Origin of the sequence: Streptomyces sp. Mut1, assembly GCF_030719295.1 — a bacterium.
In the GTDB taxonomy this organism is placed as follows: Bacteria; Actinomycetota; Actinomycetes; order Streptomycetales; family Streptomycetaceae; genus Streptomyces; species Streptomyces castrisilvae.
Genome location: NZ_CP120997.1, coordinates 4941792 through 4964743 on the forward strand (window position 1 = coordinate 4941792; position 22952 = coordinate 4964743).

The window sequence follows — 22952 nt, forward strand, 5'->3', positions numbered from 1 at the left end:
GCCGTCAACCATGCGCGCGCCGGGGGTCGGCGCCGTACCCCGCCGGGCCGTAGGCCATGCGTGCGCGCCCCCTCAGGCGCGCCCCCGTCGGCCGCGGCGCCGCCGTGCGCGCACCAGCCCCACCACTCTCGGTGCGAACGCCACCGCGAGGAGCCCCGCCAGGGCCGCCGCCCCGGCCGCCGTTCCCGCCCGCAGGCCCGGCGGCCGGAACGCGCAGTCCACCGTGGTCCGCCCCTCCGCCACCGGGGCCGCGACCAGGCCCAGGTACGAGCCCGCCGGGCGCCCGTCGCAGCTCCAGCCCGCGATCCGGGGCGCGGCCAGCACCGCGACTCCCCGGGTGCCCGCCGGGAGCGACGCGCGCACGCCGCTGCCGGAGACCGTCACCCGCGTCGCCCCCGTCCGCTTCAGCCCGGCCACCGCCGAGGCCAGCCGGTCCGGGTCCAGACAGCCGACGGAGTCGTGCGGCACGGTCCCGGGCCGCTCCGCCCGCAGGGTCACCGCGATGCGGCCCGAGCCCGTGCCGAGCGGCAGCACTCCGGCGCGCCGGGCCGGCAGGTCGCCCCGGACGTCCAGCGGATCGCCGGCCGTGCCCAGCAGCGCGGTGCCGAACAGGTCCGGCGCCCACAGGAACACCCGGCTGCCCGCCGGACAGCTCGCGCTCAGCGTGTACGTGCCGGGCCCGACCTCGTACGCGTGGGCGTCGCGGTCCGTGGCGGGCGCGCCGCCGGTCGACCGCAGCGTTGTCGTCGGCAGCGTGTAGACCCGGGCACCGAGCAGCTTCTCCTGGTTGCGGAACGGCGAGCGGCCCCAGCCGGACGCGGCGGAGCCCGGCGGGCGCACGGTCACCAGCGGCGGCACGTCCTGCCGGGTCACGGTCACCGGTCGGGCGTCCGGGCGGTTCCAGCTCTGGTGCGGGTCGCGGGGCATGTGGACCCGGGCGCCGACCGAGAACACCGCGTCGGTCACCGGATTGTCCAGGCTCTGCAAGGCGCGCCCGCGCGAGGTCCAGCCGCCGCCGAGCGCGAGAAAGGTGCGGGTCGTCACGTCGGGCGTGTGGCTGCTGTAGTACGCCCCGCCCTGACCGCCGACCGTCAACGGGTCGTTCGCCGTGCTCTGTTCGAGCCCCGGGTCGGTGCGGTAGCGCGGCCAGCCGTCGGCGCGGGCGACGGCCTCCGCCTGGAGACGCTGACGCCCGCCCCAGGGCGCGTAGTCGTCCAGCTGCCTCAGCCGCTGCCGGTCGGCGTACGCGGTGGTCGCCGCGGCCTGCCCCGCCTGCGCCCCGACCAGCAGCACCACCGCGAGCGCGGCGAACCGGCCGCCGCGTACCAGCGCGAACGCGCAGACCGCCGCCACCAGGCCCGCCGCGAACAGCGGATACGTCCAGCGGCTGACCAGATCGCTGGGCGCGGCGCCCGCGGCGACCAGCACCAGCACCCCGGCCCCGCACAGCAGCGCCCGCCGGTCCGGACGGCCGTGCGCCACAGCGGTCCAGGCGGCGATCACCACCAGGCCCGAGAGCACGAACGTCTGCCGGAACGGGCTGCCGTTCGGCGTCGCGAACGCGTGCCAGAGCAGATGCGTGGGCCCCCACTGCAAGGAGAGGGCGACGAGCGCCACCAGCCCCGGCCACACCCACCGCTCGGCGCGCGGCACCCCGCGGTGGAAGGCCAGCGCGCAGGCGAGCAGCAGGGAGCCGGTGCCGAGGAAGAGCGCGGGGCTGAAGAAGCCGTACGTGGCGGGCAGCAGCCGGGCCGCCACATCGGACCAGCCGGCCGGGGCGAATTCCCGGTCCAGGCCCGGGTAGGCGTGCCGGGTGCCGAGGAAGACCGGCAGCAGGACCGGGGCGGCGAGCCCGATGCCGAGCAGGACCGTGCGCACCGCGCGCCCCAGCCCCCGTATCCGCTCGCGCGCGGTGCCGTCCTCCAGCAGCAGCCGGACCGCCAGCACCAGCGCCGTCCCGAGCGTCGCCATGTACGCGGTGTAGAAGTTCGACACCCAGGCGAGCGTCACCAGGAGCGTGCCGAGCACCGGCCGCCGCCCGGTCCGCGCCCACTCACCGGCCAGGCACAGCAGCGGAAGGGCGATCAGCCCGTCCAGCCACATCGGGTTGTACACGGCCTCGATCACCGACCAGCCGCACAGCGCGTACGAGGCGCCCAGCACGACCGCGACCCACTCCCGGCCGCGCCCCCGGCGCAACGCGGTGAGCAGCCACGTCATGGCCGCAGCCGCCACGCCCGTCTTCACCAGCGTGATCACGTAGACCGCCAGGTCGGCGCGGTCCCTCGGGAACACCCCGACGAGCAGCGCGAACGGGCTGGTGAGGTACGTCCCGAGGTCCGGCAGGAAGCTGCTTCCGTAGCCGGACCGCCAGTTGAGCAGCAGCCCGCCGTCCGCGCGGCCGTGCAGCAGGTCCCAGAGATGGGTGTGGAACGGGACGAACTGATTGCCCAGGTCGTTCACGGCGCGGGTGCGCGGGCCGAACGGGAAACCGCGGGCCACCGCGTCCCCCGCGCAGACGGTCACGACGGCGAGCAGGGCGGCCAGAGCGGCACTCCGGCCGCGCGGCGATCGGAGAAGCGACGGAGTCCTCATGATGCGTCGAATATGTCATCGAACATCGTGAAATCCCGTGGAGCGGGCGGCGGTTCACCTGATGGTCCGCAGGCGTTCATCCAGGCACCGGAGAACGCCCCCCAAGCCCCGCCCGGCACGGCCCGCCACCGCACATGTCCGGCGGGCCGCAGCGCAGTTTCCCGGGCCGACAGGGCGAGTTCATCCCGCGGCCGTTCAGGTTTCCTAACGTGCCACGGAACCCCGAACGGCCGACGGACATCCGGCCCCTCCCTACGCCCCCGCCCCCCACGGGCACCAGACGCTTGGAGCGCCATGACGAAAGCCCGCACCCGCCGGCCACGACAGCGTGAGGCACCGGAACCGATACCGTCCGGCGACGGCACGGCCTCCCGCGCCACCGTCCGGCCGACGGAACTGGAGACCTGCCTGCGGGCCTGCGCCGCGCACAGCGGAAAGCTGGTCGCCGGACTGGACCGGCGGCGCACCGCGCTCGCCGAGGCCCTGCGGCACATGCTGGCCACCCACGCCGCCCTGAAGCAGACCGCCCCCGACGCCTCCCCGGTCCCCCTGCTGCGCCGTGCCCCCCGGAGCGGCACCGGCTCCGCCCCGGTCCTCGCCGATCCGCTGATGGACCCGCTGCTCGCCGTCGGCAACAAGGCGCTGGACTGCGGCTACGAGGACGAGCTGAAGCTCGCCGTCCTCATCACGGACACCGTGCTGACCCAGCGCAAGCGCTCCCGGGCGGCCTGGCGGCTGCGAGCCCGCGTGCTGGAGGCGATGGGCGCGGAGAGCGCCGCCGTCGAGGCGTACGAGCGCTACCTCGCCCTCACCGACGACGACGGCTTCGGCGTCGCGGCGAAGACCGCCGGTCTGCGGGCCGGCGCCGAGAGCCAGGGCGAGCTGCTGCGGAAGCTGGAGCAGGGCTGCCCCGAGGCCGCCGCCTTCGCCGCCGCCTCCGTCACCGACACCTGGGCCGAGGGCCTGGCCCTCGCCGGCCGGGGCGACTGGAACCGGGCGCGGTCCCGGCTGATCGGCGCGCTCATCGCCCAGGACCGGGCCGGCGCCCCGGTGCCGGAGATCCAGGAGGCGCTGGGCCAGTACCTCGCCCTCGCACTGGAGGCGGCCGGCGCCCCGGGCAGCGGCGGCGCCCCCGCCGCCACCGGCGACCCGGCCGCGCTCACCGAACTCGTCGCGCTGTACGCCGCACAGCGCAGGACCCGGATGCGCGGCCCGGTCGCCGACCCCGCCTTCGGCGGCGTCACCTGGACCACACTCGGCGAATTCCGCAACCGCATCGCCGGCAGGTCGATCTGCCTGATCGCCAACTCGCAGCGCGTCGGCAACAGTTCGCTGGGCGCCGAGATCGACGCGTACGACCTCGTCGTCCGCTTCAACTCGTACCGCATCGACCCGGCGGCCACCGGCAGCCGTACCGACATCCACGCCACCATCCACAAGCACGGCTTCAACTGGGACAAGAAGGTCGACACCCGGCTGGTCTTCGGCGGGATCTCCGGCGACTGGAAGTACTCGCTGCGCAACCGGCTGGTGCCCGGCGCCCAGCGCTACCTGGGCGACGAGTCGCTGCGCTGGCCGCTGCGGGACATCGGCCGGGTCGGCACCGACGCCTGGCCGGCCATCCCCACCAGCGGCTTCAACATGCTGTGGCTGCTGGACTTCCTGGACGTCAGCCCCCGCCTCGACCTGATCGGCTTCGACTTCTACGAGAGCGGCGCCTACCGGCTGCCCGCCGCGATGAAGATGCCCATCACCGCCGTGCACGAGTACACCAGCGAAAAGGCGTGGGTCATGGAACGCGCCCGGAGCGTCACCGAGACGAGGATCTCCCTGCGATGACGACGACCCCCGCACCGCCCACCCCCGCCAACGTCCTCACCGGCAAGCGCCGTGTCGCCTTCGCGAGCTTCGTGGACGAGAACTACCTCCCCGGCTTCCTCACCCTGCTCCGCAGCCTCGCCCTGTCCAACCCCGGGGTCTGCGAGGACTTCATCGTCCTGCACGACGGGCTGCGCCCCGCATCGGTCGAACGGATCAGGGCCCTGCACCCGCGCGCCGACTTCCGCCGGGTGGACGCCGCGCACTACGACACGTACGCCAAGGGCGACCAGGACAACTACCTGGTGCGCAAGGCCTACTTCATCCTCGACGTCTTCCGGGTGCGCGACTACGACACCGTGATCACCCTCGACACCGACATGATCGTCCTGGACGACCTGGGCGAACTGCTGAGGCTGCGCGACGGGCTCGCCGCCGTTCCGCAGTTCTTCTACGGGCAGCACAAGCTCAACAGCGGTCTGCTGGTCATCCAGCGCGAGTATCTGAGCGACGCCTTCTGCGCCAGGATCGACGAGACCGGCCGCTCCGGCGCGTACGAGCTGGACAAGCACGACCAGGGCATCCTGAACGCCGTGCTCGACGGGGACTTCGTCCGGCTCGACGCCCGCTACAACTACGTCAAGCGCCGCCTCTCCGGCGACCTCCCGGTGCCCGACACCACCGCGATCCTGCACTTCACCGGGCGCCACAAGCCCTGGCAGGGCGGCGAGGCCGGGTACGGGCAGGCCGAGGACCGCTGGCGCGACTTCGACCTCAGCGACGCCGACTTCCACGCCGCCTACCTCGCCGCGCCCGGTACCAAACACCACGACCTGCTGGTGCACTACGGCACCTCGCACGTCCGCCGCACCGCCGACCCCGAGAGCGCCCGCCGGGTCGCCGCCGCCCACATCGCGGCCGGCGAGTACCAGGAGGCGGCCGACCTGCTGGGCTCCGTCCGCATCCCCGTGGACGAGGCGTGGCCGCACGAGGTCCTGGGCCACGCGCTGATGAGCGTCTCGCGCTACGAGGAGGCCCGCGCCCAGCTCCTGCTCGCCACCGCCGCCCCCAACCGGGCCGCCACCGCCTTCTCGCGCCTCGCCCAGATCGCCTGGATCCACGGCGACGACGCGGCCGCGTCCCGGTACGCACACGACGGACTCGCCGTCGACCCGACCCACCGGGCGAACCGGCTGATGCGGCTGCGCACCCAGGACGCCCCCGCGCCCGCCGAGGGCCCGGCGGACCGGCAGCTCGCCCATGTCGCCTTTTACATGGACCGGCAGGGCAACGCCGGCGACAAGCTCCTCCCGGAGAGCGTCCGGCTGGCCTTCGACCGCGACACCGGGCCGGACCGCTGGCACTCCGTCCACGCCCACCGGCTGTTCGACGAGGCGGCGCTCGAACGCGTCAACGCCCGCCGAGGGCTCGTCATCGGCGGCGGCGGCCTGTTCATCCCGGACACCGCGCCCAACGGCAACAGCGGCTGGCAGTGGAACGTGCCCGACCGGCTGCTGGAGCGGATCGACGTGCCGGTCATCGTCTACGCGGTCGGCTTCAACGCCTTCGACGGCCAGGCGTACGGCCACGGACGCGGCAGGTTCCTGACCTCGCTGCGCAAGCTCGTGGAGCGCGCCGCGTTCTTCGGTCTGCGCAACCACGGCTCGATCGAGAAGGTCCGGGCGCTGCTGCCCGCGTCCCTGCACGACAAGGTCCGCTTCCAGCCCTGCCCGACCACCGTCACCCGGCAACTGGTGGACGGCTGGAAGGACCCGGCCGAACGCGAGGACACCGTCCTGCTCAACGCCGCGTACGACCGCTCGGGGCTCCGCTTCGGCCACGACTACGCGCACTTCCTGGCCGAGACGGCGAGCGCGGTGAAGGCGCTCGGCACCCGCGCCGAGGTCAAGTGCGTCGCCCACTCGCTGGACGACGAGCGGATCGCGTTCGACCTGCGGCGCGAGCACGGCATCGCGCTGCCCGTCATCCCGATGTACGACTTCGGCAACGACGAGATCCGGGACACCTACGCACGGACCAAGCTGGTCATCGGGATGCGCGGCCACGCGGGCATGATCCCGTTCGGCTGCGGGACCCCGGTCATCAGCCTGATCTCGCACCCCAAGATGGCGTACTTCCTGTCCGACATCGACCGGCCCGAGTGGGGCATCTCCGTCCACGACCGCCACCTCGGGGCACGGCTCGCGGAGCGGGCGGCCGGGCTCCTGGACGACCACCCGGCAGCCGTCGCCGACGTGCACGGGCGCCAGCGGGAACTGTGGAAGGTCACCGAGGCCAACGCGGCCGAGCTGAAGGGGATCTGACGCAGGACGAGGGGGCGGGGCGAGGGGGCGGGGCGAGGGGGCGGGGCCCACCGGCGCCCCGCCCCCTCGGCCTCGTACGTCTACCGCAGCGCCATCCGCCGCAGCGCCCGCGCCCGCCGGGCCACCCGCCGCACCGCCGCGCTGCGCGGCAGGAACGCGAACTGCTCGGGCACCCCGCCCGGCAGCCCCAGGGACGTCAGCCGCCTGCGCTTGAAGTAGCGCCCGGTCGCGGCCGTCCGGGCGGCGAGATACCGCTCGGCGACCGGCCGCAGCTGCGGGTAGATCTTCGGCTGCATGGCGAACCCGACCGCCCTCACCAGGTCGTTCAGCCCCTCCGGCGCCACCGCCGGGACGAGCGCGGGCCCGGCACCCTCCTCCAGGTCCGGCACCAGCGCGTCCACCAGCGTCACCGGCACCCGGTTGCTGTTCTCGAACGGCGTCAGCCGCTCCAGCAGCGTCCGGGTACCGACCCGCGCCACCGGCAGCCCGTAGAACGCCGACGCCGTCAGCAGAGCGGTCGAGAAGCAGCCGACCACCAGGGCCGGCCGCATCCGCCGGTACAGCACCTCCGCCAGTACCGGCGCCGTGAGCAGGCCCCCGTCCAGCACGGTCAGTTCCGCGCCGAGCCGGTCCGCCTCCTCCTCCATCGCCCGCGACCACTGCGCCGGGGCCGTCGGATGCGGCTTGAACACCAGCCGGCTGTGGCCGCGCGCGACCGCGCCCCGCATCATCCGCAGATGCAGCTCCTCCTCCTCGGCCGCCCCGATCAGCCCGAGCGCGGAGAGGTACTGGCCCAGCAGCAGCGCCGGCGACTCGACGGCCGGCAGCGCCGCCGCGCCGGCCGCGTCGTCCAGCTCCCCGAGCACCTTCAGGAAGGCGTCCGTCGGCACGGTCCTCGCCCCCACCCCGAACTCCGTGAGCAGCAGGGGCCGCAGCCCCGGAACCAGATCGAGGTGGAGCAGCCGCCCCACCCGGGTCCCGACCAGCGGGTCGATCCGGTTCCTCGTCGGGCCGTAGCTCATCAGCCCGTCCGCGTACACATCGACCGGCACCCCGGTGAAGATCCGGCACAGCGCCATGGCCGGGTCGACCTGGATCGACTCCACGGCCAGCTCGACGTCGTCGTCACCGAGCCCCCACGCCAGCCGCAGGTGCCGCTCCCACAGCGGCACGTCGTCCGGGCGCGGCGACCAGACGCCCGGGTGGTGCGGGGCGATCGTCGCGTTCCACGACACGACCTCGTCGAAACGTGTGCGCAGGGCGTCGAATCCCGGCATCTCGTCGAGGGAGGGGGCCGTCTCCGGGACCGGCGCGTTGTTCGCGACGAGGAGGATGCGACGGTCCGCGTCGGGGAAGAGGCCCGCGTCCAGGGCGGCGGCCAGCGTCGCCGTGCCGTAGAGGGTGGAGGCGAGGAAGACCTGCGTCGTACGGCTCCGGCTGCTGCTCACGCGGCCGTCACCTCCTTCGCGGCCGGACGGCGGCGCAGCCGGCGCAGCAGGGTCGCCCGCTCGACGTCCATCGAGTCCAGGGCCTCGTCCAGCACGTCCTGCGGCATCCGCCGCAGCGCACCCGCGCTCATGGATTTCAGCGCACGCGCCACAGCGGGTTCGAACCTTTCCGCCGCGCCCATGTGGTGGGAAATGATCGCGCAATAGTTGCGCACCGCTTTCGGCAGCAACGCGTGCGCGTCGCGGTCCGCCGCGGTTTCCCGTACGACCTGGTCGAACGAGCGAATGAAATCGAGCTGGCGCATGTCGCCGATCTGGGTCAGGGACGAGGCGACGCCCCGCCGGTAGAAAATGCCGAGAAGGCCGAGCACCGCGAAGGAATCCGCCTCGCGGTGCAGCCGCCAGATCCACGGCCGGTCCTCCGCCGTGCGCAGCCCGTCGGTGAAGTGCAGCAGCCCCCGGTCCAGGAGCCGGCGGTGGTAGAGCCCCGCCCAGGCGTACGCGTAGTCGACCGACGTGGTGCGCGTGGCGGGCAGGATCGCGTCCCGGGGGGCCATGACCTGGCCCCGGCGGCCGTGCGGGACACGGTGGACCGTGCGGTTGCGGCCGTCCACCTGGACGTGGTCGGTGCGCACGAAGTCGCAGCCCAGCGCCTCGGTCCTGGCCAGCAGCCCGGCGTAGAAACCGGGGGCCAGCCAGTCGTCGCCGTCCAGGAAGGCGACATAGGTGCCGCGGGCCGCGTCCAGACCGGTGTTCCGGGCGGTGGCCAGACCGCCGTTCTGCTCGTGTCTGAGGACAGCCACCCCCGGAATCTCCTCCTGCGCGCGGCGCAACAGCTCCGCGGTCCCGTCGGTCGAACAGTCGTCGACGAGGATGAACTCGAAGTCCTCGCGGGCATTGGCCCGCAGGCTTCTGAGCGTGTCTGGCGCATATGTCCGAACGTTGTAGAACGGCACGATGACGGAGAGCTTGACCACCCGCGTCACGCTAGTTCCGGGCCGGGCATTCGCCCTGTCGGCCGTGCGGACGACGGATGAACGGAATCCGTCGGAACAGTGAACCGCCGAACCCCTGAGGGAATTCTCCGGCCCCCTTCCAACGAGCCGGGCTGCGGGTTCGGCAAGCGTCGGCGGGCTGTTAACCCTTTGTTGCTTTTACGTTGGGCCGCCCATCCCCGGGCCTTCCTAACGTCTTGGACGTGCCCCTCAGCAACAGCAATTCGGCCTCTCCCGCAGCGGCGGCGTCAACGGACCCGCGGTCCCCGGCGCTCCGGGTGGCCGTGCTCGCCGACTCCGACACCCGATGGAAGTGGGGCGCGCTCACCGCGCGCCGGCTGACCTCGGGCGACGACCGCGCGGCCACGCCCCCCGCGCGGATCAGCGGACTGCTGCTGCGCGGCCGGGCCACCCCGACCGCCCGCCAGCTCGCCGAGGTCGGCGACGTCGGCATCAGCACCGACCGGGTCCGCGAGGTCACCGCGGTCGAGTTCCTGCACACCGTGCGCGAGGAGGGCTACGACGTCGTCGTGCTCGCCCTCGTCGGCGGCGCCGTCCAGGCCATGCTGCACGGCCTCGCCGCGCTCCGGCTGCCCGCCAGGCCCGTCGTCGTCACCGGTTACGTCGGCGTCGTCTACGAGAAGCTCACCGACGGGCTCCTGCTGCGGCACGGCGCCGACATCGTCCTCGCCAACTCCCGCCACGACGCGGAACGCTTCCGCGCGGTGTACGAGGGCGTGGGCGCCGACGCCTCGGCCGTCACGGAGGCCGCCCTGCCGTTCCTCGGCGGCGCCCCCTACCGGCCCGAACCGGGCCGCGACACCCTCGTGTTCGCCGCCCAGCCCTCCGTACCGGAATCCCGCGCCGACCGGACGTACCTGCTGCGCAGGCTCGCCGAGCACGCCCGGCTGCACCCGGGACGCGAGGTCCTGCTGAAGCTGCGCTCCAAGCCCGGCGAGCACACCACGCACATCGAGGAGCACCCCTACCAGCGCCTCGCCGAGCGGCTGCCCGGCGGCCTCCCGCCCAACCTCCGCCTGGTCTACGGGCACATGGGCGAGGTCCTGGACCGCACCGACCTGCTGGTCACCGTCTCCTCGACGGCCGCCCTGGAGGCCCTGCACCGCCGCATCCCGACCGCCGTCCTCACCGACCTCGGCGTCCGCGAGCCCCTCGGCAACCACCACTTCACCGGCTCCGGCCTGCTCACCTCCTTCGACGGCCTGGACAGCGGCGACCGCCCGCGGCCCGACCCCGCGTGGCTGGCCGGCCAGGGCGTCGCCGCCGACGGCAGCTACGCCACGGCCTACGACACCGCCCGCGCCCGGGTCACCGCCCTGCTCGACCGGGGCCGGCTGCCCGGCCCCGCGCCCTACTACACGCCCGCCACCGCCCCCGGCTACCTCCCCGGCATCCTCGCCCGCCACCACCTGGCCCCCGACGGCCACCCGCTGCCCGGCGCCACCGCGGTCCGGGAGACCGGCCGGGTCAGGGGAGCGGTACGCGAGGCGGTCCGCGGCGCGGCCCGGGGCGCGTACCGCCACGGCGTCCAGCGCGTCGCCCCGGTCGTCCGCCGGATGGGCGAGCTGTGAAGACCACCGACAAGACACCCACTGGAGCAGCGATGACGCAGCCCACCGTGCTCGCCGTGATCCCCGCCCGCGGCGGATCCAAGGGCGTGCCCGCCAAGAACCTCGCCCAGGTCGGCGGCGTACCGCTCGTCGTCCGCGCGGTCCGCGCCTGCCTGGCGTCGGGCGAGGTGAGCGACGTCGTCGTGACGACCGACGCCCCGGCCGTCGCCGAGGCGGCCCGCGCCGCGGGCGAGGCCCTCGGCGAGGACGGCCGGCTGCACTGCGTGCAGCGCCCCGAGGCCATCGCCGGCGACACCGCGACCAGCGAGGCCGCCGTCCTGCACGCCCTCGACGCCTACGAGGCCATGCACGGCCGCACGGTCGACGTCGTCCTGCTCGTCCAGTGCACCAGCCCCTTCATCACCCGCGAGGACATCGACCGGGTCGCCGCCGCCGTCGCCCGCGACGGCGCCGACACGGCCGTCACCGTCGCCCCCTTCCACGGCTTCCTGTGGCGCGACGGCAGCGCGGTCGAGGACCACAACTACGGCGTCAACCACGACAAGTCCGTCCGCCCCCGCCGCCAGGACCGCCCCGAGGACCTCCTCGAAACGGGCGCCGCCTACGCCATGGACGCGGCCGGATTCCGCACCCACCGCCACCGCTTCTTCGGCGAGACCGCCCTCGTGCGCACCGACCCGGCCCGCGTCCTGGAGATCGACGACCCGCACGACCTGGCCCGCGCCCGCGCGCTGGCCCCGCTGCTGGACCCGGCCCCGCTGCCCACCCTCGACGACATCGACGCGGTCGTCCTCGACTTCGACGGCACCCAGACCGACGACCGGGTCCTCATCGACGCCGACGGCCGCGAGACCGTCGCCGTCCACCGGGGCGACGGACTCGGCATCGCCGCGCTGCGCAAGGCGGGCGTACCGCTCCTGATCCTCTCCACGGAACAGAACCCGGTCGTCGCCGCCCGCGCCCACAAGCTGCGCATTCCCGTCCTGCACGGTATCGACCGCAAGGACCTCGCGCTCAAGCAGTGGTGCGACGAACAGTCCCTCGCCCCCGAACGCGTCATGTACGTCGGCAACGACGTCAACGACCTCCCCTGCTTCGCGCTCGCCGGCTGGCCCGTCGCCGTCGCCAGCGCCCACGACTCGGTGCGCGCGGCGGCGCGCGCCGTGACCACCACCCCCGGCGGCTTCGGCGCCGTCCGCGAGATCGCGGCCTGGCTCCTGGGCCCCACCCTCACCAACGCCTCAGCCCCCACCGAGTAAGGAACATCCCATGAGCACCTCCCGTCTGCGCACCCTCGGCAACCGCACCGCCGGACCCGGGCAGCCCGTGTACATCACCGGCGAGATCGGCATCAACCACAACGGCGACCTCGGCAACGCCCTCGCGCTCATCGACGTGGCCGCCGAAGCCGGCTGCGACGCCGTCAAGTTCCAGAAGCGCACCCCGGAGATCTGCACCCCCCGCGACCAGTGGGACATCGAGCGCGACACCCCCTGGGGCCGGATGACGTACATCGACTACCGCCACCGCGTCGAGTTCGGCGAGACCGAGTACCGGGCCATCTCCGAGCACTGCGCCGAGCGCGGCATCGACTGGTTCGCCTCCCCGTGGGACACCGAGGCCGTCACCTTCCTGGAGAAGTTCGACGTGCCCGCCCACAAGGTGGCCTCCGCCTCGCTCACCGACGACGAACTGCTGCGCACCCTGCGGGCCACCGGCCGCACGGTGATCCTCTCCACCGGCATGTCGACCCCGCGCCAGATCCGGCACGCGGTCGAGGTCCTCGGCTCCGACAACATCCTGCTCTGCCACGCCACCTCCACGTACCCGGCGAAGGCCGAGGAGCTGAACCTGCGGGTCATCAACACCCTCCAGCAGGAGTACCCCAACGTCCCGATCGGCTACAGCGGCCACGAGACAGGCCTCCAGACCACCCTCGCCGCGGTCGCCCTCGGCGCCGCGTTCGTCGAGCGCCACATCACCCTGGACCGCGCCATGTGGGGCTCCGACCAGGCCGCGTCCGTCGAACCCCAGGGCCTCACCCGCCTCGTCCGCGACATCCGCACCATCGAGGCCTCCCTCGGCGACGGCGTCAAGAAGGTGTACGAGTCCGAGCTCGGCCCGATGAAGAAGCTCCGCCGGGTCCCGGGCGTCGTCGCGGAGAGCGGCTCGGCGGCCCCGGCCGCCGAGCCGGTCGCGGTCTGACGGGCCGGCCGGTGAACCTCGCCTTCGTCGAGAGCCCGGTCCAGCTCCTGAACGTCCTGGAGTGGGCCGTCACCGAGGGAGGCGGCGGCCGCGTCCTCACGGACGTCACCGTCGTCGTCCTCCCCCCGGTCGACCCGATGTCGCGCGGCCAGCTGCGCCGGATGGCGGAGCTGGCCCGCGACGAGGGCATGACCGTGCGCTGGCAGGAGGCGCGCGGCGACTCCGGCACCCCGCTGAAGTCGCTGCGCGCCCTCACCAAGCTCATACGGAACGCCGACCACATCGTCATCGGCGACCCGTTCTCCCGTTACGTACAGCTCCTGCTCACGCTGGTACGCCCCCGCCGCCTCACCGTGGTGGACGACGGCACCGCCACCATGGAGTTCGTCGCCCAGCTCACCCGGGGCGAGCGCCTGGTGCGCTGGCACCGCCGGGGCGGCTCGGGCCCCCGTGAACTGGCCCTCGCCCCCGTGACGGCCACCGCCCGCCGCCGCTTCACCCCGTCGGCGGCGCGCGAGGTCGAGCTCTTCACCGCCATGCCGGTGATCCCGCCGCCCGGCGTCACCCTCATCCCGAACACCTTCTCCTGGACCCGCTCCCGCTTCGGCCCGCCGCTGCTCACCAAGGGCGCCGACCTGGTCGGCACCTCCCTGGTCGAGACGGGCGTGGTCGACCGCGCCCGCTACCTGGAGGCGGTCGCGGCCCTGGCCCGTACGCACGGCGCCACCCGCTACTTCGCCCACCGCCGCGAATCCACCGAGAAGCTCCACGCCCTGGAGGCGGCCACCGGCCTGGAGATCGTCCGCCCGGACCTCCCGCTGGAACTCATCGCCCGCCGCGGCCCCATCGGCCGCACGGTCCTGAGCTTCCCCTCCACGGTGGTCCACACCCTGCCCCTCGCCCTCACCGGCACCGAGGTCAAGGTCGCCGTCTGCGACATCGCCCCGGAATGGCTCCACGAGACGGCGTCCCCGAGAGCCCAGGGCTTCCTGACCGGCGTCACGGAGACGGCCCGCGACGTCCACCGCCTGGCACCGTGGCGGGCGACGGCGATCACTACGGAGGCATGACCCCGAGTCCGTCCCCGACCTGCCACGGGGTCCGGGTCAGGGGCGAGCCCGGGGCATCCCCGATAGCTGCCGGCGCGGGCGCGACGCGACGATGAGGCCATGCAGACAACAGAATTGACGCAGCGTCATCCCGACATGGCGGTCACCACGGGGGTGCTCCTCGCGGGCCCGGCCCTGATGGCCGGCTACGGCGTGGTGCGGCTCGCGGGGCGGGCGGTGGGTGACTACGGCCCCGGGGTGTGGTGGTCGGTGGCGCACGTGCTCTTCCTCGCCGGGGTGCTGGCGTTCGTCCCGGTGTTCCTGGGGCTGCGGCGGCCGGCCGGGGTGCGTGGCGGCGGGCGGACCGGCATCCGGGTGGCGGCCGCGGTCGGGTTGCTGGGCGCTGCCGCGGTGGCGGTCCAGGCCTCGGTCGACCTGGTGGTCGGGTTCCTCGCGGCGGACAAGCGGGCGATGAGTGACATGTTCGAGAAGGTCCAGGACGTGCCCGGTGTGGTGCCGGCCGTCTACTCGGTGGTGCCGATGCTGTTCTGGCTCGGGCTGCTGGCGCTCGTCACGCTGCTCGCGTTCTTCCGCAGGGACGTGGTCCCCGCCCGGTCTCCGCTGCTGGTGCTGGCCGGGGCCGTCACGATGGCCGTGAGCCTGGACCTGCTGGCGGCCGGAGCCCTGTGCATCGGGCTGGCGCTGTACCCGGTACGCCGGGGGCCGCGGGGCTGAGGGGCTCGTGCGGGACAGCCCTCAGCGGCCGTTCATGACGCGGCGCGCCACCGTGTTCCGTGCCCCCTTGAGTTCTGCCTGCACCGCGGTGCGGCGCGCGGCGTCCACGGTGACCGTCGCCGACAGGGCGGCCGTGGCCAGCAGCCGGGCCCGGCGCAGATGGGTCGGGGGGTGCGTGGAGTCGACGCTGTGACCGCGCAGCGCGCTGCGGCGGCGCTGCCGTTCGTGTTCGCTCGCCGGAATCGAGTCCATATGGGCGGCCAGACGTTCCCACAGCCCGTCCCAGGCCTCACGGCCTGCCGGAGATCCGGTGCGGCGGCTCCGGAGCGTGTTGGACTCGCGCAGCAGGGTGGCTGTGACGGATTCGCTGACCAGCAGCCGGTCCATCAGGCCCACGGCGGCTTCCGTGGAACCGCACCGGGCGGCGAAGGAGTCGGCCAGGTACTCACCGCGCTGTGTGGCGCGCAGGGTCAGGTGGTCGAGGACCATCAGGACGCCCGTGACCGCGGAACGCGGAAGCAGATAGAGCGTGTTGCACACGGCCTCCAGGGGGGTCGGGTGCTCGACCGGGGTCAGCAGGTACCGCCAGGTGTCCAGGGAACGGATCGCGTTCCCGATGATCAGGCCGCGGCGGGTGTCGCCGTTGGCGTAGTGGCCGAGCTCATGCCCCAGCAGCGCGATCCGCTGCTCGGTGGTGAGGGTCTCCCAGAGGCCGAGACCGATGGAGAGCAGCCGTCGGCGCCGGAGGCCGTACGTCGACACGCTCGCGTTGCACTCATCGGTGACCGAGACCGCGTGCACCCCGGTCGTCCCCATCGTCCCGGCGATCTCGTCGATCAAGGCGAACAGCTCGGGTGCGTCGGCCCGGCGCAGGACCGGTTCGTCTCCGGGCAGGCGTGCGAACCGGGGGCGCAGGGCCCAGGTGACGACGAGGCACACGACGCCGAGGAGCGGGAGCGCGCTGCCCCAGCCGAGCGTCACCAGCAGCAGCCCCGCGACGAGCAGCGCGGCGGTGACGCCGTGGACGGCCAGTGCCAGGGCGAGGGCGAGGGCATCTGTCGCACCGCGCCGGGGGCGGAGGGGTCCGTCCGTGGTCACCTCGGCCAGCAGCCTCTCGCCGTGCTGCCGGGCCAGCCTGTGCCGCAGGATCTCCAGCCGCCCTGTCGGCGCCTCCGGCTGCCCCGGGTCCACATTCCAGTCGCAGGCGGCACACCAGGTCACGAACCTGCGGTCCGTCCGGATCTCCGCCCCGCATTCCGGGCATGACTGAACGTGCTGTTCCACCGCGTTGAGCACTGCCGAGGCCCCCCTCGTCCCACGGCTCCGACCCGGAGACCGTTCACGTGTCCGGCGTACGCGCATGCGGGTCCGCCGTCGAGGACGCAGATTAGGCCGTGGGTTCGGCGACCGTACAGGGGGTACCGAGGGGTGGGAATCGGCGGAGTTTACCCGCCTCTATCTCATGTCACACATGTCGACGCCGTCTTTTGTTCCTCTAAGTGGCTGAAGTTTTCTTGTTTCATGGTCAGTTGAGGGGGGAAGAGGCTTACCCTTCAACAGGTGAGCCAGTTGATCTGTCCCGAGTCCGATGCCGACCTGCCCCAGGGCGAGCCCCTGCCCGGCGCCCTGCCCGAGGCCCTGCGCGCCGAGCTGATCGCCTTCCGCCGGGACATGCACATGCACCCCGAGCTGGGTAACCAGGAGTTCCGCACCACCGCGGCGATCAAGGCCCGGCTGGAGCAGGCGGGGCTCGCGCCCCGGGTGCTCACCTCCGGGACCGGGCTCATGTGTGACGTGGGGACGCGCGGGGAAGAGACGCGGCCCATGCTCGCGCTGCGGGCCGACATCGACGCGCTGCCGATCCCGGACAGCAAGACCGGCGTCCCGTACCGCTCCACCGTGCCCGACCGGGCGCACGCCTGCGGGCACGACATCCACACCACCACCGTCCTCGGCGCCGGCCTCGTGCTCGCCGAGCTGGACCGGCAGGGGCTGCTGCCCAACCCCGTGCGGCTGATCTTCCAGCCGGCCGAGGAGGTGCTGCCCGGAGGGGCGCCCGACGCGATCGACTCGGGGGTGCTGGAGGGCGTCGGGTCGATCATCGGGGTGCACTGCGACCCCAAGGTCGACGTCGGCCGGATCGGGCTGCGGGTCGGCGCGATCACCTCCGCCTGCGACCGGCTCGAACTGTCCCTCGACGGGCCGGGCGGCCACACCGCCCGCCCACACCTGACCACGGACCTGGTCACCGCCGCCGCCAAGGTCGCCACCGAGGTCCCCGCGCTGCTCGCCCGGCGGGTCGACGCCCGGTCGGGGCTCGCGCTGACCTGGGGACGGCTGGAGACCGGCCACGCCTGCAACGTCATCCCGCAGCACGCCGAGCTGTCGGGCACCGTCCGCTGCCTGGACCTCGGGGCCTGGCGCGATGCCCCGGACCTGGTGCACGCCGCGATCGACGAGGTGGCCGGGATGTACGGCGCCAAGACGGTGATCAACTACATCCGCGGTGTCCCGCCCGTCGTCAACGACGCCGCCGCGATCGATCTCCTGGCCGGTGCCATGTCCGCCCGCCGCGGCCCGTACGCGATCGAGGACACCGAGCAGAGCCAGGGAGGGGAGGACTTCTCCTGGTACCTGGAGCACGTCCCGGGGGCCATGGCGCGCCTCGGAGTCCGTACCCCCGGCGACACGCGCGGGCTCGACCTCCACCGGGGCAACTTCGACGCGGACGAGGAAGCGATCACCGTGGGGGTGGAACTCTTCACCGCCTCCGTGTTGCTCCACGGCAATCATCTGTAACCGGACAGGTCGCCCCGGGTACACGACGATCCGATAACGGCTTCCGTACAGGGCTTTATCTGACATCTACGCGCGTTACGATCGCGGCGAAACCAGCGCCGGAAGAGGCGCTTCGGTCAGGTTTGAAGGAGCCTTCCCTTGCGCCGGATCACTAGGATCGCCGCTGTTGGCGTCATGTCCGCAGCACTCGCAGTCAGCGTTACCGCGTGTGGCGACTCGTCCTCCTCGTCGAGCAGCAGCTCCGACTCCAAGGACAAGAAAACCGCCCTCGCGTACGACATCGGCGGACGCGGGGACCAGTCGTTCAACGACGCCGCCTACGCGGGCCTGGCCAAGGCCGAGAAGGACCTCGGCGTCAAGGGCACCGAGGCCGAGCCCTCGGACGGCGAGTCGGACGCGGACAAGGTCCAGCGCCTCACCTCGCTGGCCCGCGCCGGGAACAACCCGGTCATCGGTGTCGGCTTCGCCTACGCGCCCGCCATCAAGAAGGTCGCGCCGAAGTTCCCGAAGATCACCTTCGGCATCATCGACGACGCCTCGGTGACCGGCTCCAACATCGCCAACATCGTCTTCAACGAGGAGCAGGGCTCCTACCTCGCGGGTGTCGCCGCCGCCAAGGTCACCAAGACCAAGACGGTCGGCTTCATCGGCGGTGTCGAGACCCCGCTGATCAAGAAGTTCGAGGCGGGCTTCACGCAGGGCGTCAAGGACACCAACTCCTCGGTGAAGGTGATCTCCCAGTACCTGACCCAGCCGCCGAACTTCGACGGCTTCTCCAAGCCCGACCTCGGCAAGGCCGCGGCCCAGGGCCAGCTCGACAAGAAGGCCGACGTGATCTACTCGGCGGCCGGTCTGGCCGGTTCCGGTGCGATCGAGGCCGTCTCCAAGGCCGGCAAGTGGAACATCGGCGTCGACTCCGACCAGTACAACCAGAAGGGCCTGGCGGCCTACAAGGAGTCCATCCTGACCTCGGTCACGAAGGACGTCGAGGACTCGGTCTTCAACCTGATCAAGTCCGTGCAGGACGGCAAGCCGCAGTCCGGTGAGATCCGCTACGGCCTGGACAAGGACGGCGTCGGCCTGGCCACGTCGAACCCGAAGTTCACCGAGATGACCGACGTCGTCGCCGCCGTGGACAAGGCCAAGCAGGAGATCATCGACGGCAAGATCACCGTCAAGACCACCCCGTAACGACCCCCGTCGTACGGCTGGCCCCAGGCCCGGAGCGCGTGGCATCGCCGCTCCGGGCCTGCGGGATACTCCTCGAAGTGAGTTCCGCCCGTCGCAGTGCACTCTCGGACAGGCCGCGGACCCCGGTGTCCCGGCCCTGCCGCACGCGAGCGTCTGACGATTCAGCAACGCTACGCGTGTAGACAGCCCTCAGGCGCGATAACTTCACCCCGCCCCTCTGCCCCTGCTCCCGCTCCTGTCCGGCCAAGGAGAGTGCGTCATCAACGCGTCCAGCAGTCCCCCCGCCGTAGAACTGCACGGCATCACCAAGCGTTTCCCCGGCGTCGTCGCCAACCACGACATCGGCATCACCGTCCACAAGGGCACGGTCCACGCCCTCGTGGGCGAGAACGGTGCCGGCAAGTCCACCCTGATGAAGATCCTCTACGGCATGCAGAAGCCGGACGAGGGCACCATCGCGGTGGACGGCGAGCAGGTCTCGTTCGGCAACCCCGGCGACGCCATCGCGCGCGGCATCGGCATGGTGCACCAGCACTTCATGCTCGCCGACAACTTCACCGTCCTGGAGAACGTCGTACTCGGCGGCGAGAAGCTGCACGGCATCGGCGCCGCCGCCCGGAAGAAGATCAAGGAGATCTCCGACGCCTACGGCCTGGGCGTACGGCCCGACGCGCTCGTCGAGGACCTGGGGGTCGCCGACCGGCAGCGGGTGGAGATCCTCAAGGTCCTCTACCGCGGCGCCCGCATCCTGATCCTCGACGAGCCGACCGCGGTGCTCGTCCCGCAGGAGGTGGACGCGCTCTTCGCGAACCTCCGCGAGCTCAAGGCCGAGGGCCTGACCGTCATCTTCATCTCGCACAAGCTCGGCGAGGTCCTCTCGGTCGCCGACGAGATCACGGTGATCCGGCGCGGTACGACCGTCGGCACCGCCGACCCGGCGCAGACCACGACCAAGCAGCTCGCCGAGCTGATGGTCGGCAGCGAACTGCCCTCGCCCGAGACCCGTGAGTCCACGGTGACGGATGAGCCGATGCTCCGCGTCGAGGGGCTCTCCCTCACGATGACGGACCCGGACGGCACCGTCCGCGACGTCCTGTCCGATGTCGGCTTCACCATCCACAAGGGTGAGGTCCTCGGCATCGCGGGCGTCGAGGGCAACGGCCAGACCGAGCTGATCGACGCGCTCATCGGGATGAAGTCCGCCGACAGCGGCGTGATCACCCTGGGCGACCAGGACATCTCCCGGGTACCCACCCGCAAGCGGCGCGAGCGCGGCATCGGCTACATCCCCGAGGACCGGCACCGGCACGGGGTCCTGCTGGACGCGCCGCTCTGGGAGAACCGCATCCTCGGACACGTCACCGAGAAGCCCAACAGCCGCGGCTTCCTGCTGGACCCCGGGGCCGCCCGCCAGGACACCGTGCGGATCGTGCGCGAGTACGACGTACGCACCCCCGGCATCGAGGTCACAGCCGCCTCCCTCTCCGGCGGCAACCAGCAGAAGCTGATCGTCGGCCGCGAGATGAGCCACGCGCCGAAGCTCCTGATCGCCGCCCACCCCACCCGTGGCGTGGACGTCGGCGCGCAGGCGCAGATCTGGGACCAGATCCGCGAGGCCCGCCGCGAAGGGCTCGCGGTCCTGCTCATCTCGGCGGACCTGGACGAGCTGATCGGACTCTCCGACACCCTGCGCGTCATGTACCGCGGCAAGCTCGTCGCGGACGCCGACCCCGCGACCATCACCCCCGAGGAACTGGGCTCGGCCATGACCGGCGCCGCCGCAGGTCACCTCGAAGCAGCACCGGAGGACGAGGCCTGATGAAGAAACTCGACAAGGACCGGCTGATCCTGGGCTTCGCCGGGCCGGCGCTCGCCCTGGTCGTCGCCTTCGTGCTCAGCACCCTGGTGCTGCTCGTGTCGGACCGCGATCCCTTCGAGCTGTACCGGCTGCTGTTCGAGCAGGCGTCGTACTCCGACGTACAGGTACTGATCATCAACCAGGCCGGCACGTACTACCTCGCCGCACTCGCGGTCGCGGTCGGCTTCCGGATGAACCTCTTCAACATCGGCGTCGACGGCCAGTACCGCCTCGCGGCGATGATGGCCGCCCTCGTCGGCGCGAGCGTCAACCTCCCCGGAGCGCTCCAGATCGCCCTGATCGTCATCGTGGCGATGCTGGTCGGCGCGTTCTGGGCGGGCATCGCGGGCATCCTCAAGACGACCCGGGGAGTGAGCGAGGTCGTCTCCACGATCATGCTCAACTCCATCGCGACCGCACTGATCGCCTGGCTCATCCTGCCGAAGAACTTCGGTGACCAGGCAGCCGGCTCCAACAACCTGACGACGGGCGAGATCCACGAGTCCGGCTGGTTCCCCGGGCTGTCCCTGGGCGCCGAGTCCGGCGAGATCTACGGCTTCACGTTCGTCGCCGCGGGCTGCGGCCTCGTCTACTGGTTCGTCCTGAACCGCACCCGCTTCGGCTTCGACCTGCGGGCCACCGGAGCCAGTGAGAGCGCCGCCCAGGCATCCGGCGTGGACGCCAAGAAGATGGTCCTCACCTCGATGCTGATCTCCGGCGCGGTCGCCGGCCTGGCGGGCATGCCGACGCTGCTCGGCGACACCCACACCTACAGCCTCGACTTCCCGGTCGGCATCGGCTTCACCGGCATCACCATCGCCCTGCTCGGCCGTAACCACCCGGTGGGCATCGCCCTCAGCGCCCTGCTGATCGCGTTCCTGGACAAGGCGTCCTCCCCGCTCGACCAGTTCGGCTTCGAGAAGGAAATCGCCACGATCATGCAGGGCCTGATCGTGATCTCCGTCGTCATCAGCTACGAACTGGTCCGCCGTTACGGGACCCGCCGTCAGCAGCAGAAGGTCGGCGAAGAGCTCGCCGCCGGCCACGCCCTCACGACCGAGAAGGAGGCGGCCCTGTGAGCACCAGCAAAGTCTCCGCCGCACGCGTCGCCCCCAAGAAGGGCGGCGGCCGCCACAAGCTCTCCCTGCCCGTCGTCCTGCTGATCGTCGCCGGCGCGCTCGCTCTCGTCTCGCTGGTCCGGCTGATCAGCGGCGCGGACGACGTGACCTCCGTCGGCCAGGTCGCGGGCGCCCTGGAACTGGCCGTTCCCATCGGCCTCGCCGGTCTCGGCGGTCTGTGGGCGGAGCGGGCCGGTGTCGTCAACATCGGGCTCGAAGGCATGATGATCCTCGGCACCTGGTTCGGTGCCTGGGCCGGATTCCAGTGGGGCCCGTGGGCGGGCGTCGCGTTCGGCATCATCGGCGGCGCGCTCGGCGGCCTGCTGCACGCGGTCATGACGGTCACCTTCGGCGTGAACCACATCGTCTCCGGTGTGGCGATCAACATCCTCGCCGTCGGCGTCACCCGCTACCTGTCGAACTTCACCTTCGCCAACGACCCCGGCGGCTCCTCCAAGCAGTCCCCCCGCCTGGAGGAGATCGACAAGATCACCATCCCCGGGCTCTCCGACTGGCTCCAGGATCTTCAACAGCACCACTGGTTCTTCGTCTCCGACCTCGCCGGCATCATCGGCGGGCTCGTCACCGGACTGTCCCTGCTGACCGTCGTCGCCCTGCTGCTGATCCCCGTCACCTGGTGGGTGCTGTGGCGCACGGCGTTCGGACTGCGGCTGCGCTCCTGCGGCGAGAGCCCGGTGGCCGCCGAGACCCTCGGCGTGAACGTCTACAAGTACAAGTACATCGCCGTCACCATCTCCGGCGGACTGGCCGGGCTCGGCGGCGCCTTCCTCGCCATCGTCGCCAGCAGCATCTACCAGGAGGGCCAGACCGGCGGCCGCGGCTACATCGGTCTCGCCGCGATGATCTTCGGCAACTGGATGCCGGGCGGCATGGCCCTGGGCGCCGGACTCTTCGGCTTCACCGACAGCCTCAAGCTGCGCGGCGGAGCGGAGAACGTCCACGCGATGCTGCTGCTCCTGGCGATCCTGCTGGTGATCGCCGTCCTGTGGCAGCTGTACCGGAAGAAGTACGTGGCCGCGGTGATCTCGGCCGCCTGCTCCGCGCTGCTGTTCACCTGGTACCTGCTGACCGACCAGGTCCCGAGCCAGTTCGTCGACGCCGCCCCGTACGTCACGACGCTGCTCGTGCTCGCCCTGTCCGCACAGCGGCTGCGGATGCCCAAGGCCGACGGCCTGCCGTACCGCAAGGGCGAGGGCAAGTGACG

Annotated in this window: 16 protein-coding genes; 12 read left to right on the forward strand and 4 right to left on the reverse strand. The window is 72.2% G+C overall.

The window, feature by feature from the left end; all coding sequences use genetic code 11:
* Positions 1–72 precede the first annotated feature (72 nt).
* On the reverse strand, positions 73–2595 hold the full coding sequence (locus tag P8A18_RS21575) for a YfhO family protein (RefSeq protein ID WP_306056771.1): 2523 nt from the start codon (positions 2593–2595) through the stop codon (positions 73–75).
* Positions 2596–2889: 294 nt separating this feature from the next.
* Here P8A18_RS21575 and P8A18_RS21580 point away from each other — a divergent pair, with 294 nt between their 5' ends.
* Positions 2890–4434, forward strand: a complete 1545-nt coding sequence (locus P8A18_RS21580; protein WP_306056773.1) for a hypothetical protein — start codon at positions 2890–2892, stop codon at positions 4432–4434.
* Positions 4431–6737, forward strand: coding sequence for a glycosyltransferase (locus tag P8A18_RS21585; RefSeq protein WP_306056775.1), 2307 nt, complete (start codon positions 4431–4433; stop codon positions 6735–6737). The genes P8A18_RS21580 and P8A18_RS21585 overlap by 4 nt, the downstream gene beginning before the upstream one ends.
* 80 nt (positions 6738–6817) lie before the next feature.
* Here the strand turns inward: P8A18_RS21585 and P8A18_RS21590 are convergent, their stop codons facing one another.
* Positions 6818–8185, reverse strand: a complete 1368-nt coding sequence (locus tag P8A18_RS21590) for a polysialyltransferase family glycosyltransferase (protein WP_306056777.1) — start codon at positions 8183–8185, stop codon at positions 6818–6820.
* Positions 8182–9162, reverse strand: a complete 981-nt coding sequence (locus P8A18_RS21595; protein ID WP_306056778.1) for a glycosyltransferase family 2 protein — start codon at positions 9160–9162, stop codon at positions 8182–8184. Before P8A18_RS21595 ends, P8A18_RS21590 begins: the two co-directional genes overlap by 4 nt.
* A gap of 221 nt (positions 9163–9383) precedes the next feature.
* Between P8A18_RS21595 and P8A18_RS21600 the strand changes: the two genes are divergently transcribed.
* The 5 genes from P8A18_RS21600 to P8A18_RS21620 all read left to right on the forward strand — a co-directional run bounded on the left by P8A18_RS21600 (position 9384) and on the right by P8A18_RS21620 (position 14761).
* The gene (locus P8A18_RS21600) at positions 9384–10772 is read left to right on the forward strand and encodes a DUF6716 putative glycosyltransferase (RefSeq protein ID WP_371933699.1); all 1389 of its coding nucleotides are present in this window, start codon (positions 9384–9386) and stop codon (positions 10770–10772) included.
* 32 nt (positions 10773–10804) lie between these two features.
* Positions 10805–12031, forward strand: a complete 1227-nt coding sequence (locus tag P8A18_RS21605) for an acylneuraminate cytidylyltransferase (RefSeq protein WP_306056781.1) — start codon at positions 10805–10807, stop codon at positions 12029–12031.
* Between the two features lie 10 nt (positions 12032–12041).
* A complete protein-coding gene (locus P8A18_RS21610; RefSeq protein ID WP_306056783.1) occupies positions 12042–12977 on the forward strand; it encodes an N-acetylneuraminate synthase family protein in 936 nt (311 codons plus the stop codon).
* An 11-nt stretch (positions 12978–12988) separates the two neighbouring features.
* On the forward strand, positions 12989–14047 hold the full coding sequence (locus P8A18_RS21615; RefSeq protein ID WP_018550465.1) for a hypothetical protein: 1059 nt from the start codon (positions 12989–12991) through the stop codon (positions 14045–14047).
* Between the two features lie 99 nt (positions 14048–14146).
* Positions 14147–14761: a hypothetical protein gene (locus P8A18_RS21620; protein ID WP_306056785.1), complete on the forward strand. Its 615-nt coding sequence runs from the start codon at positions 14147–14149 to the stop codon at positions 14759–14761.
* Positions 14762–14782: 21 nt separating this feature from the next.
* Here P8A18_RS21620 and P8A18_RS21625 read toward each other — a convergent pair whose 3' ends face one another.
* A complete protein-coding gene (locus P8A18_RS21625; protein ID WP_306056787.1) occupies positions 14783–15982 on the reverse strand; it encodes a M48 family metallopeptidase in 1200 nt (399 codons plus the stop codon).
* A gap of 348 nt (positions 15983–16330) precedes the next feature.
* Between P8A18_RS21625 and P8A18_RS21630 the strand changes: the two genes are divergently transcribed.
* The 5 genes from P8A18_RS21630 (at position 16331) to P8A18_RS21650 (ending at position 22950) form a co-directional block, all read left to right on the forward strand.
* Complete coding sequence (locus tag P8A18_RS21630) at positions 16331–17560, forward strand: amidohydrolase (RefSeq protein ID WP_306061052.1); 1230 nt, start codon at positions 16331–16333, stop codon at positions 17558–17560.
* A 138-nt stretch (positions 17561–17698) separates the two neighbouring features.
* A complete protein-coding gene (locus tag P8A18_RS21635) occupies positions 17699–18751 on the forward strand; it encodes a BMP family lipoprotein (RefSeq protein WP_306056789.1) in 1053 nt (350 codons plus the stop codon).
* A 235-nt stretch (positions 18752–18986) separates the two neighbouring features.
* Positions 18987–20570, forward strand: coding sequence for an ABC transporter ATP-binding protein (locus P8A18_RS21640; RefSeq protein WP_306061054.1), 1584 nt, complete (start codon positions 18987–18989; stop codon positions 20568–20570).
* Positions 20570–21688 carry an ABC transporter permease gene (locus tag P8A18_RS21645; RefSeq protein WP_018550459.1) on the forward strand — a complete coding sequence of 373 codons (1119 nt, stop codon included), beginning with the start codon at positions 20570–20572 and terminating at the stop codon, positions 21686–21688. The genes P8A18_RS21640 and P8A18_RS21645 overlap by 1 nt, the downstream gene beginning before the upstream one ends.
* Positions 21685–22950, forward strand: coding sequence for an ABC transporter permease (locus P8A18_RS21650; protein ID WP_306056792.1), 1266 nt, complete (start codon positions 21685–21687; stop codon positions 22948–22950). Before P8A18_RS21645 ends, P8A18_RS21650 begins: the two co-directional genes overlap by 4 nt.
* Positions 22951–22952: the final 2 nt, after the last annotated feature.